This is a genomic window from Shewanella gelidimarina (genome assembly GCF_023283945.1).
Lineage (GTDB): Bacteria > Pseudomonadota > Gammaproteobacteria > Enterobacterales > Shewanellaceae > Shewanella > Shewanella gelidimarina.
In genome coordinates this window covers 49,371-66,588 of sequence record NZ_JAKIKW010000012.1, presented here as the reverse complement: position 1 = coordinate 66,588, position 17,218 = coordinate 49,371, and the positions used below count along the sequence as shown (strand labels likewise).

Here is a 17,218-nt window from a genome sequence, read left to right as displayed (position 1 = left end):
ATACATCGTTGTAGCTCACCTTGGGGCGTGCGACGTGAGGTCGTATGAAGCGCTGCTCACCGCTTTTGAGTGAACCATCTGTATCACCAGATGAACCTAGGGCTCTGAATAAAGTAGCGAGCCTGACAATGTAACGAAGATTGGTTATAGACCAATCGGGATCTAAATCGTGAGAGAACGATCCTCCTGATAACCACAAATCGGGTGAGTGCTAGGGAGTCAGTAAGATGAATGAAAGTGAATCCATATAATATGCGTAATTTCACAAGCAGCGGAAGTGGTTTTTACGCTGTGGCCAAAAGGCAATGAGAGTTGGAAAGAGATTGCCCCATGCTCTTTCGTGGTCAATATAACTCTTCGCACTATAGCGGGCATCTACCCTGACATTGCGCGACATACGGAACATGGTAAGCCTATATCGCTCCCACTGGGAAAGCTTTTATGGCCGACAGGGATGTAGGTATAGGAGGTTGGAAAAAGCTAAAGCTGCATTGTAACGATGCAGATACAGACTTGTGTCTGGTCACGAAAGTGAGCCCACTTCCGACTGGTCTCCCGTTGCAAGATAATTTGAAGAACTTTATTCAAGGAGAAACGCAAATGATGATTTCAACAGAAATTAGTGCCTCTCCTGACGGCGAACAATGGCAGTCAATAGACTGGAAATCCGTTGAAACGCATGTATTAAAGCTTCAAATGCGTATTGCAAAGGCAACACGAGAAGGTAAACACGGTAAGGCGAAAGCGTTGCAATGGATACTGACTCACTCGCATTCAGCAAAACTTCTTGCTGTTAAACGAGTATCAAAAAGCAAAGGCAGTAGAACGCCTGGAATAGATGGTGTTATCTGGAACACGGATACACGCCGCATGAAAGCAGTAAATCAATTGAGTAGGAAGGCATATCAAGCCAAACCACTTAAGCGTATCTATATCCCCAAAAAGAATGGCAAACTTAGACCTCTTGGTATCCCATGCATGATAGACAGAGCACAACAAGCGCTCCACCTTCTGGCATTAGAGCCTATATCGGAGACCCTTGCTGACCCAAACAGCTATGGATTTAGACCAAATCGTAGCACTGCCGACGCAGTCGATCAGTGCTTCAAATGCTTGGCTCTAAAGAAATCAGCGCAATGGGTTCTTGAGGGAGATATCAAATCCTGCTTCGACAAAATCGGGCATCAATGGCTTGTTGATAACATCGCCATAGATAAACGAATGTTGGAACAATGGTTAAAGTCTGGTTTTATGGATAAAGGGCTGTTTTATCGTACTGATGAGGGCACACCACAAGGAGGGGTTATATCCCCAACCTTGATGCTAATGACTCTTGCAGGACTCGAACAGCGCATAAAGTCTACAGCACTCAAAAAGGGTGCTAGAGCCAACTTTATTGGATACGCCAACGATTTCGTCGTCACCTGCGCTTCAAAGGAAGTGCTCGAGAACGATATCAAACCGTTGATCGCAGATTTCTTAGCGGAAAGAGGCTTAACACTCTCCGAAGAGAAAACGCACATTACCCACATCAATAATGGTTTTGACTTCTTAGGATTCAATCATAGGAAGTACAAAGGAAAATTGCTCATTAAACCGAGCAAGTCCAATACCTTGTTGTTCTTGAGTAACCTGCGCGAACTCATCAAAAAGCACGCAACCATCCCTGTTAACGATCTTATCAAACTGATAAATCCGAAACTAAGGGGCTGGTCGAACTATTATCGACATTGCGTTGCTAAACAAGTATTCGGATATGTTGGGCACAAACTATTCTACGCGTTGTGGCACTGGGCAGTAAGGCGCCATCCAACAAAGTCTAAGACTTGGGTAGCCCTTAAATACTTCATCAACCGCAAAGGCCAATGGCAATTTCACGGTTGGCAGAAGGTCAAGGATATGGATTGCCAATTCAATCTATTCCAAATAGCCAAAGTGCCTATTGAGAGACACGTGAAAATCCGAAGTTCGGCTATACCATTCGATCCTCAATACCAAGAATATTTGGCTAGGAAAAAATCGAAAAGGCAAGCTCGTAACTCTTGGAATGAACCTGCTCTCACTGCTTTCTAAGTTGCTGGGTATCTAACGATACCTTTGTGGAGGCTTGAGCCTAGTGCAGTGAAAGTTGCACGCTGGGTTCTAAGGGAGACGGCACTTGGTAACAAGTGTCGTCCACCCGACAGAAATGAGCCACACCAACACCATGGTAATTGTCGTTACCATTAAGTAAGAGCATATTAACTCGACTAGCTATGTAGGTTTGACCTCTGCCCTACAGTAAAAAAATATTCACTAATAACTAAAATTTGCTAATGGAGTGCTTACCTATCATTAGAACGGTTTGAATCATCAAAACGTTCTATGCGACAACTCTCATGGCCTAGTAATTGTGTCCCAATAACAGCGAATTCTGAGAGAACGAGTACTAGTGGGATAGTATGGTGTTGAATGCCTGATACGAAAGCGAAGAAGGTGTTTAAGTTGCGAGGCATCGCTTACACAATTACGGGAACGGGCGCTTCAGCGCCCTTTTCTCCTTTCTATTATTGATAAAAGCTTTTTGTTGACCACTTCAAAGTGTCTGGACACCGATTATGAGCAACAAGATTAAAACTGCTGCAGTAAAGCAGCCCTCTCCTCAAGTAGAGGGGCGACTTGAAGCTACACACCACCTAGCTAAACTCTTTACTTGAGAAAGTATTGATTTTTCCAACGGGCTTAACCGTTAAGCAAGCAAAGTACAATGTAAAAGAGCTTGAAAAGGAACAATCCCTAAGCCACATAGAGACAATGCAATGCATTTTTTGGGGTAATGGTATTCATAATGTACAGAGCTTCAACCAAGCGCTACCTCACTTGGTAAAACCCACTTTTGAAATCGAGCATACTGAATTTGGCCTTTACCCTAATGGCGATAGTTACACTTGATTTTGGTGGGTTGAAGGAGATATGTAGGTACTGTCAACTTATCAGAGCTTGACGAATTAAAGCTATAAAACTAGCTTTAAGCTAAATTATGGACACAACCAACCTGCATCCATTGATAAAACGAGCGATCGCGTAGCGCTCGATAATGTTTCACTTGCAGTAGATGACAACCAAAGCGAAACAGGTTATTTACCACTCCATGACAACTAAGAAACCGTTGAGCTTGACCCTGAGATTTAAATTTACGCATCTGTCGTTCCTGTTGCCGAGTAGGCTGATGAGATACTCATAACCGTTATTTTCATATTGAACGGTTGAATGCTCTGCGCTTGGCATTAACTCCTTTTTTGCTGCTGAGTAACTTGCCAGCTTATCAGTCACAACCTTCAACGGTGTTGATCCCTCACCTTTCAGTAAACGCTTTAAAAAACACATGGCAGCCCTTTTATCTTTACGTTTTTGAACTAAGATATCTATCTCATCACCATCTTGATCAACTGCTCGCCAAAGGTAATGTAATACGTCATTTATTTTGATGAAAACCTCATCCAGATACCAAGTATCATCAAGTATCATCAAGTATCATCAAGTATCATCAAGTATCATCAAGTATCATCAAGTTGGCCACGATTCTTTTTGAACTGATTACAATAGATGCTGGCATATTTTTACACCACTGGCGGATCGTTTCATAAGTAACAACAATTCCTCTCGCGGCAAGTACTTTGTCCATATCACGAAAGCTGAGTGTAAAACGATGGTATAGCCAGACTACGTGGCTGATGACTTGGGCTGGGTAGCGATAACCTCCATAGATATTTGAGTTTTTCATTAGCTGATTATCGCATAATTGTTGGGGTAGTCGCCAAGTTGACAGTACCCACTCATGCCCCCCTATATAACTAATGTTAATTATGCGCTATTGACCAGCTCAGTAATCGTGATTAGGTCAGCCCCATCTTCTCCAGACAGGTAAAGCTTCAGTCCATAAAGCAGATCTGGTGTTCGGTGATAACTAACCGGTTTGTTTACTGTTAACTTAACACGAGCAACCACTTTCGGCTGTTGAAGTTGATAAGAAAGCGCCTCGCCTTGTTTATCCGTGATTTTTTCTACCGTGTTTAGTAGCTGGTTGCTTAAACTACTGCCATAGGAAAACAGCGTGCTAATTGCTGGCACTAAGCTTTCCCTAGTACGCAATAGACCAAGTAATAGCTCTAAGCGCAAAATAAAGGGATTCCATTTGTAATGTGGACCCTTTTTCTTTAGCAGAGTAATATCTTTAGTCAGATATTCGTTGAGCCTTTCAGCAAGGGCTGTCACTTGCTCTGCCGTTAATGTATGAATCATTGTTTTATTGCGCCACATAGCTACCGATAAGATATCTAGAGCCGCTGCTCGCGTATCATTACTATCATCAACAGGTTCCAATATTTGCTGGAGTAATTGTTGCTGCCATGTCTGACTCACACTACCTAATGCATACTTGAACCTCAGGTGCTCACGACAAAGCAGTTTAGAGTCGGTAGCCGCTTGTAGTAAATCATTTACCTCCGATTGCGGCATCAACGTGTGGCAGTAGCTTAAGAATTGTTTTAACTCTATCTTGAGAGCCTTATCGACACCTTCGACAGCTAGCAATTCCTCCGCTTGTTTAATTGCTTTATTCCCTCGCTGAGTTAAATTATCTGGCACATCATCATCAGTAAAGCTGCGCTCTTGATCGCTAAAAATAAGCATTGGGAAGCGCCACCTACCAGGTAAGCTTTTGAGATCTCTTTCTGTTAACTCACCCTGAGCACCAATACTCTCCAAAGAAAACTTATTGTCTTTCTTAGCAAGTACATCTCCAGAGAAATAACTTTGATTTACAGTATCTAAACCTTCAAACCCACTTCGATGTACAAAGATATTCTCGTAATCAGGGTGGGTTCTATAAAAACCAAAATCCTTATTAGCAATCCAATCAATGTCTTTATAAGAAAAATTGAAACGTTGCCCACCCTTACCGAACAACATAAAGTGATAAATATTATCCATCTGCGCTAGATTGCCCTCTAACCAATCAACAATATCCTTTGATCTCTCATTGCCCTGGAATGCTCGTAACTCCTCGAACGATCTTCGTTCTGGAAAAGTCGGAATAGCAATATCACGACTATCGGTATCGCCCTGCTTTTTACCCCATAGAGCATCGACATAATTAAACGGTTTGTTGTCAGCATCATCAGGGATAAAACGCAACTTATAGGGCTGTTCTTCGCCATAGGTATAGCTCAGATTTAGCATACATATACAGTCTGTTTTAAGTGGCTTTCGAAGCGATAACAATAATGAAAACACCTGTCGTTCGCTTCCTTTGCCCTGGTAGACTGTAAAGCGCAACTCTTCTTTTCCACCAGGCAGAGTGAATGGCGTGTCGATGGGGATATCAACTGGAACACCACGCTCCGGTTTAACGGAGGTGCCACTATCAACAAAATAGAAATCCTGCTCGATTCCCTTCACTGGCAAACGAGTCATCAACTGCGGCAGGTGATCTTTCCAAAAAACTTTATTAGGTCGTTCATACTGTTTTTGTAGTAGCTGCTGTGATCCTAAAAGAGGGTTCCCAGCAAGCCACTGTGTAGACTTAATACCCTTTTGTGGTTTGATCGCAGCAGATACAGAAATGAAAAAGGTTTGTTCTACTTTTTTCTGCAATGCTCGAGATTCTTTGAGCAGAATATCACTGACATCAACACTTGCCACTTTGAGGCCAGAAGGAATACGATACCACTGTTCAATCTCTTGCAGTATCAGCTGCGCTTTATTTGTTACTATCTCTCGATAGCTGTACAGTTCGATAAAGCGCTCAGTTATACCCTCTGTCAACCCTGAGTTAACTAAAGCATTGCGTAGTAGTTGTCGCTCTCCTTGCAGGGAGAGCCTAATCGACGGGTGTCTTTCAAAATAATCCTCCCTCGATTTTTTTCCACCGCAGTAAAAGATCGGGGTAGCATAAATGCCATCATTATCTGAGCTGAGAACCATAATCAAATCATTAGGTTTAAACTGATTTTTCTCCAGTGTGGCATACACTGCTGCGATACTTTTTGGTAATGGAGTCGCATTATTAAAGTTGCGGTTAATTTCACGACGCAGATCACTAGTCTCAAACTCACTATGGTGATCACTTACAAGATAATGCATTGCTTTATGTGCATGAAACTGACTCGCTAACTGGTCTGAAAAACCTCCTAACTGGCGGAATTTAGTGTCACCATTTATCTGGGTTAACTCTCGAACACTAAACACTTCTTCTTCAACTGGCAAAGCATGGCTTTGACTGCAATCTAATCCTGCTACGTCCAATAACTGTGGTCCTATCGAGCGTGTTGCCGATTCATTTCCCAGTTGCAGCTTATAGCTGGCCCCTTCGATCATCATCGTGACAAATTCGCCAGACACTTTTATCAATGGCCTTGCCACCTTCCTAGCTTTGCTTTCTCCAGGAAGGATTTCGCCAACAAGCTGTTTGGCCAAGCTGGGAAAATCTGCTGGCATTGCCACTATCAAGGTTTCATTTTGGGTACAGCTTTTAGGATGGGAAATCACCCTTACACTGATCAATCCCTCTGTTTCCTGAAATTTAACATCCCAGCATCGTGACGCTCCTGAACTTCCTCGCCGCTGAATTCGAATATGGCCATCAATCGACAACGACAATACAAGGCTCGCCTCGGGTTTAATCTGTGCTTGGCCCTTCGCTTCTTTCTCACCAAGATCTATAGCCAACAACTCAATTGGGCTTAGTTTTTCAGTTGGTTCAAGAGAAGAAACCACAGACAAGTAGTCAAGCTTAAATTGCCAAGTCTGATCCAATAATACGCAACGAGTCATACCAGCTAATTGCTTGAGCAGTTCACTAAAGACACCGAACCCAGAAGCAACAAAGTCTTTCTGTTGGCGCTGACAGTCTTCCTCCAAGCGCTGCAATAGCTGCCACGCGCGCCACACTTTACGGTATTGTTTATCCTGCAATAACACATTATTAGGTGGCATATGCTGCCACGATTTGATTGCTAAAAAACCTTCAAACCGTAACGTTTTCTGTATAGCAACAAGAAGTCCTTCCTGCTCCTCAGCTAACTGTAAACCCGCTTCTTGGCGATATAAAAGCAGCCCTTGGACACGGATTAATAAAGCCTTTAATAGACGGTTTTCAAGGGTGTCAAAGCTCATTTTACGCGTGGCAGCCAAGATGTGCGGATTTGCAGCCAACTTCTCACGCATATTATTACCGGGCTTGCGACTCAGCCATTGCACTGATCGACTATCTAGGCGCTGGGCTAAATAAACAGGTGTCATCTCATGAACTCGCACTACAGTTTGCCGAGGCGACAATAAAATATGGCCGATAGCATCCATGCAATGATCAATAATATGCGTAAAACTATCACACAGGTTTTGTTCCGGTCCTAGGATATTCTGACTCAGCCTGTGGCTCATTCGCTGTGGCAATGCCTGGCCATTGAGAGGATCAAAAGTGAGATTACTCAGGTAACGGTGCTGCCCCTGTAATAACTGTTTGGCTATTGGCTCCTGGTTCTGATAGCGATTATAGAGTTGTCCAAAATCGCTCAGCGGCTCTGTAACAGCGGCGGTCATCTAAACATTTTCCTTGGTCTTCTTTTTGAAAAACTCAGGCATTTTATATTTGTTTGCTCGCGAGTGCTGATCAGCTGGTTCCTTTTTATCAGTGGTCTCTGGTTCTGACTTAATTACCTTTTTTTGATGAGATGATGGCGCTAAAGCAAGCTTAAACAATTCTTGATAACGTTCATTACTTTGTTCATTATTTAAATAGTCAGCACTAGCCCAACTAAATTGACCATGGCCAATTCGCATCGCTTTATCGAAGTCATCCAGAATATCCAGTTTGTTATCAGCCAGGAGATCACGAATAGGATTTAGACAATGCTCTTTAGCATAACCACGGGTTTCAATACCTCGTAGCTTAGGCATTACCTTCTGAACCAACTGATCTTCAAAGGCAAACTTGAGTGCGTCTTTGTGCTCGTCGGGATATTGCTCAGCATCCAAGCCAATGACCAGAGGGTGGTTCACCATATAGTACTCGATCGATTGCCATACACGGTGACCAAGGGCTCTGCCGTCTGTGCCCAAATACTTATTAATACCTTCAATCAATTGCTTGTAGTGAGTTACAATCACCTCACTTAGATCGCTCTTTTTATTAATCCAACCCCACCAAATTTTCATTGGTAATAACGGCGCTTGTTCAGGTAATGAAGTAAGTTCTTTTCGACGATGCAAAGATTCTGGGCGCGGGAAAAAGATGGATGTACCACGGTCGATCACTTTATCCGATAACGATTTGGTCGTTTCATCCTGGTTCATGGTGCCGGCAAACAATAGGTTACGTCCTAGAGAAAGCTTATAAGGATCAAGCTTTGCCCCTAAGTCAATATCGATAAATGGCAACTCGTCATTTTTGGTTGCACGACGTTGCTCCAACTTACTTAAGAAATCAGCAAAATAAAGCTCTACATGAGCCAAGTTCATCTCATCTAGTAATACTAAACTTACAGTATCATCAAGACCGTTATAGTTAGCTTCTGAATTATCACTTCCCGTTATCAGCTTCTCCCGACTTTGCACCAAAAAGTTGAGCATCGGCTTTGTTTGGTAGCTGTTACTGATTGAGTTAAAGTAGCCCAACATTGCCTCCTGCGAATCCCAGTTAGGCTGTACAGGCACATTGATAAAGTTAATACCGCCAAAGCGACTGTATAATTTTGGTAGCTCCGACTTACCTGTACCACTAACACCTGCGAGTACCGTTAACGGTGACCATTCAGCAATTTTTAAAGCGGTGTGGAAAGCACATAGAATACGGGGCGAGAAATGCAAGCCGTGTTTATCAATGCCTGTAGAAATCGCTTCGAGCCATTTGAGCTCATTGATACTTTTTTCTTGACGGCGTGGCACATATTGTTCGATGTAAGGACGTTTAATATCCCTAATCCGTTCTTCCCGATTTTGTGGCTCGTTATAAGCTGGATTTAATCGATCTAGGGTTTCTTGCAATTTGTTATTATCAGCTAAAATCGCCTTATAATTAACATCAAGGCTATTAAACTTAGTTTGTAGCCGCTCTTGGTCAAACTCCAGCTGCTCTTGGGTATCCAGATCGTGCTGAAGCTCACGCTTTTCATTTTGTAATTTCTGTTTATCTTCTTCCAGTCTTGTTACTTCAGCTCTGTGGCCATCATAGTATTCTTCTAACTCTTGACTCGGGCGCTTAAGCTCTTCACGCAATACTATCAGCTCTTCGTTCTTAGCAGTTAGGTCGCGTAATACTTCATCTGCCGAACGGTCACCTAGCGCTTTTTCAAGTTCATCATACGCGCTATGCAGCGTATCCTGATGCTTGATACGATTTAGAAGGCGCTGCTTTTCCTGTTCAAACTGTTTCTGACCTTGTTCAAATTCTTCTTCTCTTGTTTTAGTGCGTTCAGCTATTATCTGTTCTAGTGAAGCCTTCAGTTGTTTATTTTCACTTTGCTGGAACCTAACGTTATTCTGATCGCCTGTTAATGTGGCTTTATCCTGTTCTAACTGCTTTTCACGCTTTTCAAGATCATCTCGGCGCTGCTGCACTTCTACTTCAAGCTCTTTAAAATATTTTTCGCGCTGCAGCTGAACTTCATTGTGTAATTTGGTGCTCGCTTCAGAACGTTTCCGTTGCAGCTCTCGCTGCAAGTCAGCTCGCTGTTCCGCAAAATCACCATCAACTGTTTCTTGCACTCGCTCAAGTTGTTCACGCTCTGTTTTAAGATGCTGCTCTTTATCTGCAACATCGCGCAACTGTTGTTTCAACTGCTGCTGCTGTTCTGCAAGCTGTTGTTCGCGCTGAGCAAAAATCTCATCTCGCAAAGCTGGTAAGCCTTGCTCTATTTCTAGTTGCTTACTCTCTTGCTGTTGATGACGAGTCTCTAGTTTAAGACTTTGAATATTAAGTAACTCTTTATCTTTAGCGAGAGCTTCTTCTCGCTGCTCCAAAAACTGCTGTTGGTTATTACTCTGCTGCTGTTTTTCTTTTAACTCTGACTCTTTTTTTTCCAACGCACCCGCTTGCTTTTGAAGACTCTGCTGCTGATATTGAATCTGAGTATTTTCCGTCTTATCCTTGCTTGGATTTTGTTGCTCGTTACCCACAATACTGCTCCATTAAACGCTTAATTAATTTAAACACTGTCTTCTCAATCTCATTCAAACTGCCATGCTGACCTATTACTGGCCCAGAGTGACCTCTTATTTTATCCAACCGGTCCACCGCTTTTACAAAGCCCTTATCAGACTGGAGATCTCTCTGTTGCTGATCAGTAATTTGTACCCAAAAAGCAATAAAATTTGCTCCCAGAGTCGCATTACCGCCCTTTAGTGCCAGTTGCACCTTGTGCGAGTTACTCTTCGTAATTTGTTCTGCACCCAAGCTCGCCAACTCGCGTTTTACAGACTCAATATCTTTTGCCTCATTCGCATCAAGTGCTTGGCAGGCCTGATAAAGCGCATGTTGCAATGAACCCGCAAGCGCATTGGTTCTGTCTCGGGCATCTTTTGAGCTGGCATGAACTAAAGCATCAAACAGCCCCTTATAAACACGCTCGCTCATTCGGCTGCGCATCAAGCCAAAGTCTTGCTCCAACCTATATCTAGCCTTACTGCGGATATCATCTTTAAGCCAATTGGGAATAGTCTGCTCTGGGGTTTGATCGCCCATGTCTTTTATCCATTCTGACAATAGCTGGCGCACCTGCTCGACCAACTGATGAATAAAATTAATTTCTTCAGCGCCGATTACATTCAATGCATCAGCAGAGTCACCATGATCAATTGGATTTCTCCAATGTCGTAACCTGGCAATATCTTTCAAGAGCAGAGGATATTCTTGAGCTAATTTGGCCATAGGTTGCTTCACGTCCCCCCGTGCTGCTAATAAGTGACACAACAGCAGTGGTGACATTACTGGTTTATCAGCCTTGAGGTGGATAACACTACCCTTGTTCGTTTTAAGAAGTTTTTTAACAAGCTTGCCATCCTCTGTTTGAAACCCTAAATGACTTGCCACCTTTGTCGCTAATTCAGCATTACTTTTCGGGTCTGTGCTTAACTCTGAAATACAGCTTTTGAGCTTCGAAAAGGCGTAGCACTCGGATAGCATTTGCTCAAGTTCGGCATAGCTCTGGCTAACAAATTTTGAAAGGTTATATTTATACTCCGAATTCTCGGTGGCATTGCTCACCTTGCTAGATATCAATAATTGATAAGTCTTACGCAATGAAGGAGACTCCTCCATAGCCTGACGCTGATACTCCCTAGAGCTCTTCCGCCACAATTTATCACGGGCACTTTTTATTGATGGATTGCCCTCGCGCTTACTTGGGTTATTAAACCCTCGAGTAAATCGCTCCTGAGTGGTTGAGCGGAAACCATCACTAACATAAGACGATTTACCACCAGCAACCATAAACGCATAGCAATGCAGGTAAACCAATTCACCGTCTGGGTTGACTGAAATAGTCCCGCTACTTGTTACAAAACCATCGCTATTGGTGCTGGCTGAATAGATTTTAAGTTTTTTATTTTGCTGACGAGAACGCTTAATCATATCGATAACGTCGCGTTCGCTTGGAGCCTTTTTAGAAAGCGTTTCACTCAATAATGGCCGTGCTTTTATCTGTTTCGCATTTCCTACACTGCCTTGAGAAAACTCGACCAATCCCTCGGATGATTGTTCTGCATGAACAGGCTGTATTTCGCCACGACTAATTACGGGTAACCAACAGTGATTGATCAAATCAAAGTACACCGTGGCACCTACCACTCGCGTTTGGGTACTATTGATTTTTTCAAGCACTTGCTCACCTTCATGCGTTAACTTCAGCCTGTCAGTAATCAAATTTAATTGCTGTAATTTAAGACACAAGAACTCTGCTAGACTGGAGCGCGTTCCCTCTTTATTTGTAAGTCCCATCTGCTGACTTAACTCTTTAAGATCACCTCCCCCTTCGCCTAGCAAGCGTAATAGAGTACTCTCAAACAGATTCAAGTCTTGATCTGCTTTAGCTTGTAACGAGATTGCAAAGCGTAAGCACGGCCATAAAACATCTTGTGTTGCTTTAGGATGGTATTGAGCAATAGAATGCGATTGATGCAGTACTTTAAATACTTTAGGGTGCTGTAGGCTCATGTAACCACCCCCTGCAAATTGTTCTTACACAGTTCATAAAATGCCTGTAACTCAGGTACTGCTTGCTCTGCTATTGAAGCTTGAATCAACTGACTGTCACCAACTACGACTAGGGCCTTTTTTTGGCGCGTCACAGATACGCACAGACGACTCTTAGACATCAGGTGACCAAATACTCGCTGCTGTTCCTTTGCCGAAAATTCACGCTTTTGAAGAATATTCGAACTTTGTGGCTGAGAACGTACCATCGATAGGAACACCACATCGAACTCCATTCCTTGAAACGAATCAACTGTACCAATACGCAAACGTTCCTCTAATGGCTTGCCCTTATTGTCAAACAACATCTGATAATTCTGTGCAATAACATAATTCCCTACCTCGTTTTGTACGGTGATTTGGTCTTTGGCAAGCGCTTTCATTACTTCATTCACCTGCGCTTTATAAAAAGAAATCACACCAAAACTGAGCCCCTCCCCTTGCGGGCTATCAATCCACTGTTTCAACTGTTTTGCAATTAGCTCGGCTTCTGCCTTTCTAAATCGACTTTTGCTAGCATTACGCTCTTCCTTTCCAAGTTGTGCTGGAGCGTCTAGCCATATAGCGGCCTTATCTTCGATGCCTTCTAGCTGTTGCGAGAAATCACTGGCTGGCAACGGTGATTCATATCCTTCTCCATAAGGCTCGTAGAATTGTTCACTGGCGAACTTCCCCAATAGAGGGTGACTACGATACTGCGCATCTAGCGTAATAGTTCTGGGCTTACCATCTTGCTGTTCCAATTTTTTAGCACGATTGAATAAATATTCGAACATACTTTCTTTGATATGCTGGTTAAACAGCTCTCTTCCACCTTGCCAATCATCAGTATCGTCTAACTCATTTTCCATTTTCTCTAGCAAAGAGTCATCGATCATATGGGAAAGTTGGCGATGATCACCAACCAAAATAATACGATCTTTTGCTTGTACCATTGGGATCATCAAGTCTCGTGGGCTAGCTCGGGCAGCTTCATCAACGATCACTGTGCCATACTGCAAATAGCCTTTACCGTCACCGCTTTTTGATTTGAAGCGACGAATCTTCTTACCTTCAGATTGCCCCGTCGTAGCGCCATACACTAGATTGTATTCAGCTAAAGCCGTTTGTACTGAAGACGGATTACCCTCAAGATCACTTAGATATTCAAGCAGAGCTCTGCTTTTGGAGGTATTTCGACTACTGTCCTGCAATAAATCGAGCGCTCTTTGCATTGCAAATTTAACATCCTCTCTTGCTAAAACTCGCTTGAGATGAGGCCTAGGTGTAAACCGCTTTAACAGCTGAAGCTTGATTTTTTTTAACTGCGGTAAAAAACTTAGTTCGCTTTCCGTTTGCCATGACACAGCTTGACGTAATGTCTCTAAATACTCCTCTTCAATAGCTATAGCCTTATCACCAAGCCAAGCTAACAAAGCAGCCGCTCTATTGGAGCCATCATCAATAAACGCAGTTTCTGATAGGCGTAATGAACGCAAAATTAACACACCGTCACTCTGAACCAATTGCTGATTAGCAAGCTCACCGCTAAGATCTTTTAGCAAACGTATTAATTCATCGCTACCTGATACTTCTACTAGCAGCGCTTTAGCCTTGTTTACAAGACGCAAAGCAGCGCTATCACTTGGTCTTGTCGCATACGCTTTAACATCACGCTCAAGCTGTAAGTAAGCAATACTTTCCTTCAGCTCTGGTGCATTCTGATAAATCCGACTCACCGTCTCTTGACGCCATTCATCCAGTTTGACATCTGTTGAGTTACTCTGTGCAGTCTCTCCTGAACGTTGTCCAAACTTAATGGAGGGTAAATCGTTAACGGACAAACGATTTAACAAATTTTCTACTGCATCATGTTGATAACCCGTAACTAAGATATCTCCTTGCACCGACTTACTTTTATCAATTTCCTGATTAAGACTTTCAATAATCGCCGTGATCACAGTCGTTTTACCGGTTCCCGGTGGGCCTTGAATAACCATAATATCTGGTGTTTCCAAAGCAAGCTTAATCGCGCGCCTCTGGGTTTTAGTTGGTGAATTTTTAGGGAATACCTTGCTTTCAACAAACGAAGAAAGCGGTTTTGTAGACGGACGTTGGTCACGCCCAGGAGGTAAGGTAGCGCCTTCCTCTATCAGCAATCCCAAATGAGGCATTGCACTTTTACCTTCAATAATTGCACTTCGAGCCATCATCCGTCGCTCAATTTGAACCTGATCACCCAAGATAGACAATGCAAGCACCATATTATGCAAAGGCACAATGCCATCTTTAACGACTATTCGATGCTGCTCAATCTTAACTACATTAAACGGCTCGGTACTTTCATTCGATTCCGGTGCTGGCTCCTCCTTAACATTACCCATTTCATCTTCTGAGTTTGCCTGCTGCTGCCAATCAGAAAGTCCGCTATCAAAACCCTTTCGCTCCTTATAGCTCTCCAACATCTGCGTACTAAACGCTTGCCAATCCATCTCAGGATCTACGAGGTGAGCAATAGGCGTTTCAGGACTAACCATCAACAAAGAATCTTGTGACGTTAATAACTTGCGTAGATCAGTTTCAACATAGATAGACATCAGATCAGCAGAATCCTCATCAATCTGACAATCTTCAGGGACAATTTCGATGTGGCCCACCGCTCTGGCTCGTTTAAGTAACTGCTCACCTTCCGAACTTCCATATTTATCCCAGGTAGACAAATACCCTCTTTGGTCCGAGATAATTTCATTTAGTTGCTGGGTAGCCAGTATGGCCATCTGTTGACGTTGCTCACTAAAATTCAACTGCAATTTGATAAGCCTGAGGGTTCTAGTAGGTGCTCTGTGCGAGCGTGTGACTAATTTACGCACCCCCAAGTAATCAAATTCCACCGCAGAATATTGTTGCACGGCTAATTGCAAGTTATCGCCTAGCAAAACTAAGCCATTTTTTATTTTTTGCAGGGTAGTTTTATCTGCTTTATCAATATCGCCTTCAAATTGCTCAAGGTGCTTAAGCTGATCGAGAGCGCTTTCTCCTAATACAGCAATTGCGTACTGCTGCTCAGGTTCATCAGTAAGGCTTAAACTACAGCGCTGCTCTAGAGCTTCTTTAATATCAACGAAAGTCTCACCAAGCTCAGCAGCTTTCGCCTGCTCCAATGTTCTCGGATCCAGCGCAATATCGATTATTCCTAGCTCAATTTCAGGGCCGTTGAACGATGCTAGCGCCAACTCAAACTGAATACACTCTTGTGGCCAATCCCTTTGCTTATGCACACGACTCACTTCAACAAGGTTTGCATTGGCACGAGCGAATCCAAGCCCTATTTCATTAAGTAATGCAGGCTCACGCAAAGAAATAGTAAATAACTTGCCCTTAATAATTAGCTGTAATTTACCCGTACGTGAATTCAAACGTAGTTGACCCAAGTCTCCCTGCGTAAAAGTCAGTCCTTTACTATCGAGGGGCTCTATCCAGAATGTATGACTTATTTCAATATTCAGTTGTTTAAATCGCATTATTTTTCTGAACCCTAATTTCAATAATCACAGAACAAGGAGCATGCAGATATAACTGCACTCCAGCCTCAAGCTCTTGTCTTTCTAGCAACCACTGGCTTGTTAATTGACGAAAACGTCCACTGTTATCAGCCACATCTACACGTAAGTCTTCTGCTGAAACATAGATAAACCAGTCTTGCTCAACCTGGTTAATTTCAATCATTGGAGCGTTATGCTGATCAATATCAAAACAACCTGACAATCGCCTTGGCAGTCTAAGATCTATACCGTCAACAAAAGGTGTAACCCAAGTCCAAGCCGGCTTATTTGAACCATCTGATGTATGAAAATAGCTGGTGACTACCAAAAGCTGCTCTGGCTGTTGCTTGCAATATGGGCAGGACTGCTCAGAAACCGAAGGTTGGTAATAAAAACTCATGCCACAGCTACACTTAATCGAGTTATCGGCAGCACTGGCTAAAATTCGTGGTAGTGAATGAAGACTTGGGCGCTGCCAAGGTTTGGGTCGACCTAGACCAAACATTTGTTGAAAGAAGGTAAGTAGTTCCGGCGTCAGAACTAATTCATGGGGCAGCCCGTTAGTTCGACTATTACTGTTATCTTCTGCATCAAAAATAAACGGTAATAAACCATGCTCTGCCTGTAACTCTAAACTTAGCCCACCTCCTTCTGAATCATCTGTAGCCCAATCTTCATCATCACTTTGAGCATCACGAAAAAGCTGCCCATCAAAAGTTCCAGACATAGTCAACACCTTGAATGCCAAGAGAGCTAACGAATACGCATCACTGGTCACTCGCGCACCACTTTCTCCCTTAATCACTTCAGGGGCACCATACTGCGGTGTTAAAACACCAGCTTTGGCACCTACCGCCTCAAAGCGAAGGTTATCGGCATCAATCATCCAGGCTTCGTTATTCCCTGACATAGCCGAACAAAAAATATTTTCTGGAGAGACATCCATAAATACCAGCCCAACACTGTGCAGCTTAAGCAGTTCAATTGTAGCCTGAGCCAGCAACTCCAACCTTCTCTTAGTGCCACCAGATTTAGCATACATAGTTAGCGAGTACGCAGCCTCCAAAGGGACATCATCACTAAGCCAAGCTGGCCGTGTAAAATCCTTAGCAACCTGTTTATTTAATATCTTTGGCAGCCACTCGTCTATCGGCTGCATATCCTGCATCATTTGCATCACATAACCAGCTTGCTCTTCAAGCAAATAAAGTGGCTTGGTAATGTGCATTGCCTCGGTTAATGGTAATAAATACAACCGTTCAAGCTGCTCTTGGAAGTTTTTCACTTCAGCCTTGTCGGTTATTTCCTTATTATCTTTTAATGGTATTTTAACCAGCAGTTCAGGATCTGAAGTTCGATATACAATCCCTTGCCCACCCTGCCCCAGCTTTTTAGTTAGCTTATGCCGCTGGGATAATTGATCTTTCACCCACCTAGGTTCAGGTGTTTTTTGCTGTTTCATTTGAAG

Annotated in this window: 7 protein-coding genes and 1 pseudogene; 2 read left to right on the top strand and 6 right to left on the bottom strand. The window is 43.0% G+C overall.

Annotation, left to right across the window (positions count from 1 at the left end; translation table 11 throughout):
* The first annotated feature begins 600 nt into the window (after nt 1-600).
* Both ltrA and L2729_RS11845 read left to right on the top strand, forming a co-directional pair.
* Nucleotides 601-2,073 (top strand): group II intron reverse transcriptase/maturase, encoded by a 1,473-nt coding sequence (ltrA, locus tag L2729_RS11850; protein ID WP_346347759.1) that lies wholly within the window; start codon nt 601-603, stop codon nt 2,071-2,073.
* Nucleotides 2,074-2,703: 630 nt separating this feature from the next.
* Nucleotides 2,704-2,931 (top strand): hypothetical protein, encoded by a 228-nt coding sequence (locus L2729_RS11845; RefSeq protein ID WP_248988458.1) that lies wholly within the window; start codon nt 2,704-2,706, stop codon nt 2,929-2,931.
* Between the two features lie 76 nt (nt 2,932-3,007).
* On the opposite strand, the pseudogene L2729_RS21825 reads toward L2729_RS11845, so the two are convergent.
* From L2729_RS21825 to L2729_RS11810, 6 genes and pseudogenes are all read right to left on the bottom strand, one after another.
* Nucleotides 3,008-3,763: pseudogene (locus L2729_RS21825) on the bottom strand (IS6 family transposase).
* Between the two features lie 80 nt (nt 3,764-3,843).
* Entirely contained in the window at nt 3,844-7,581 is a 3,738-nt protein-coding gene (locus L2729_RS11830; RefSeq protein WP_248988456.1) for a DUF2357 domain-containing protein, read from the bottom strand.
* Nucleotides 7,582-10,155 carry a hypothetical protein gene (locus L2729_RS11825; RefSeq protein ID WP_248988455.1) on the bottom strand — a complete coding sequence of 858 codons (2,574 nt, stop codon included), beginning with the start codon at nt 10,153-10,155 and terminating at the stop codon, nt 7,582-7,584.
* The gene (locus L2729_RS11820) at nt 10,148-12,190 is read right to left on the bottom strand and encodes a hypothetical protein (RefSeq protein WP_248988454.1); all 2,043 of its coding nucleotides are present in this window, start codon (nt 12,188-12,190) and stop codon (nt 10,148-10,150) included. Before L2729_RS11820 ends, L2729_RS11825 begins: the two co-directional genes overlap by 8 nt.
* Nucleotides 12,187-15,729: a DEAD/DEAH box helicase gene (locus L2729_RS11815; protein ID WP_248988453.1), complete on the bottom strand. Its 3,543-nt coding sequence runs from the start codon at nt 15,727-15,729 to the stop codon at nt 12,187-12,189. Before L2729_RS11815 ends, L2729_RS11820 begins: the two co-directional genes overlap by 4 nt.
* Nucleotides 15,719-17,212: a protein kinase domain-containing protein gene (locus L2729_RS11810; RefSeq protein ID WP_248988452.1), complete on the bottom strand. Its 1,494-nt coding sequence runs from the start codon at nt 17,210-17,212 to the stop codon at nt 15,719-15,721. The genes L2729_RS11815 and L2729_RS11810 overlap by 11 nt, the downstream gene beginning before the upstream one ends.
* Nucleotides 17,213-17,218: the final 6 nt, after the last annotated feature.

Excerpts from the sequence above, each read along its gene's own strand:
- ltrA (WP_346347759.1), top strand. The coding sequence starts at position 601 with ATGATGATTTCAACAGAAATTAGTGCCTCTCCTGACGGCGAACAATGG.
- L2729_RS11830 (WP_248988456.1), bottom strand. The coding sequence starts at position 7,581 with ATGACCGCCGCTGTTACAGAGCCGCTGAGCGATTTTGGACAACTCTAT.
- L2729_RS11820 (WP_248988454.1), bottom strand. The coding sequence starts at position 12,190 with ATGAGCCTACAGCACCCTAAAGTATTTAAAGTACTGCATCAATCGCAT.
- L2729_RS11815 (WP_248988453.1), bottom strand. The coding sequence starts at position 15,729 with ATGCGATTTAAACAACTGAATATTGAAATAAGTCATACATTCTGGATA.
- L2729_RS11810 (WP_248988452.1), bottom strand. The coding sequence starts at position 17,212 with ATGAAACAGCAAAAAACACCTGAACCTAGGTGGGTGAAAGATCAATTA.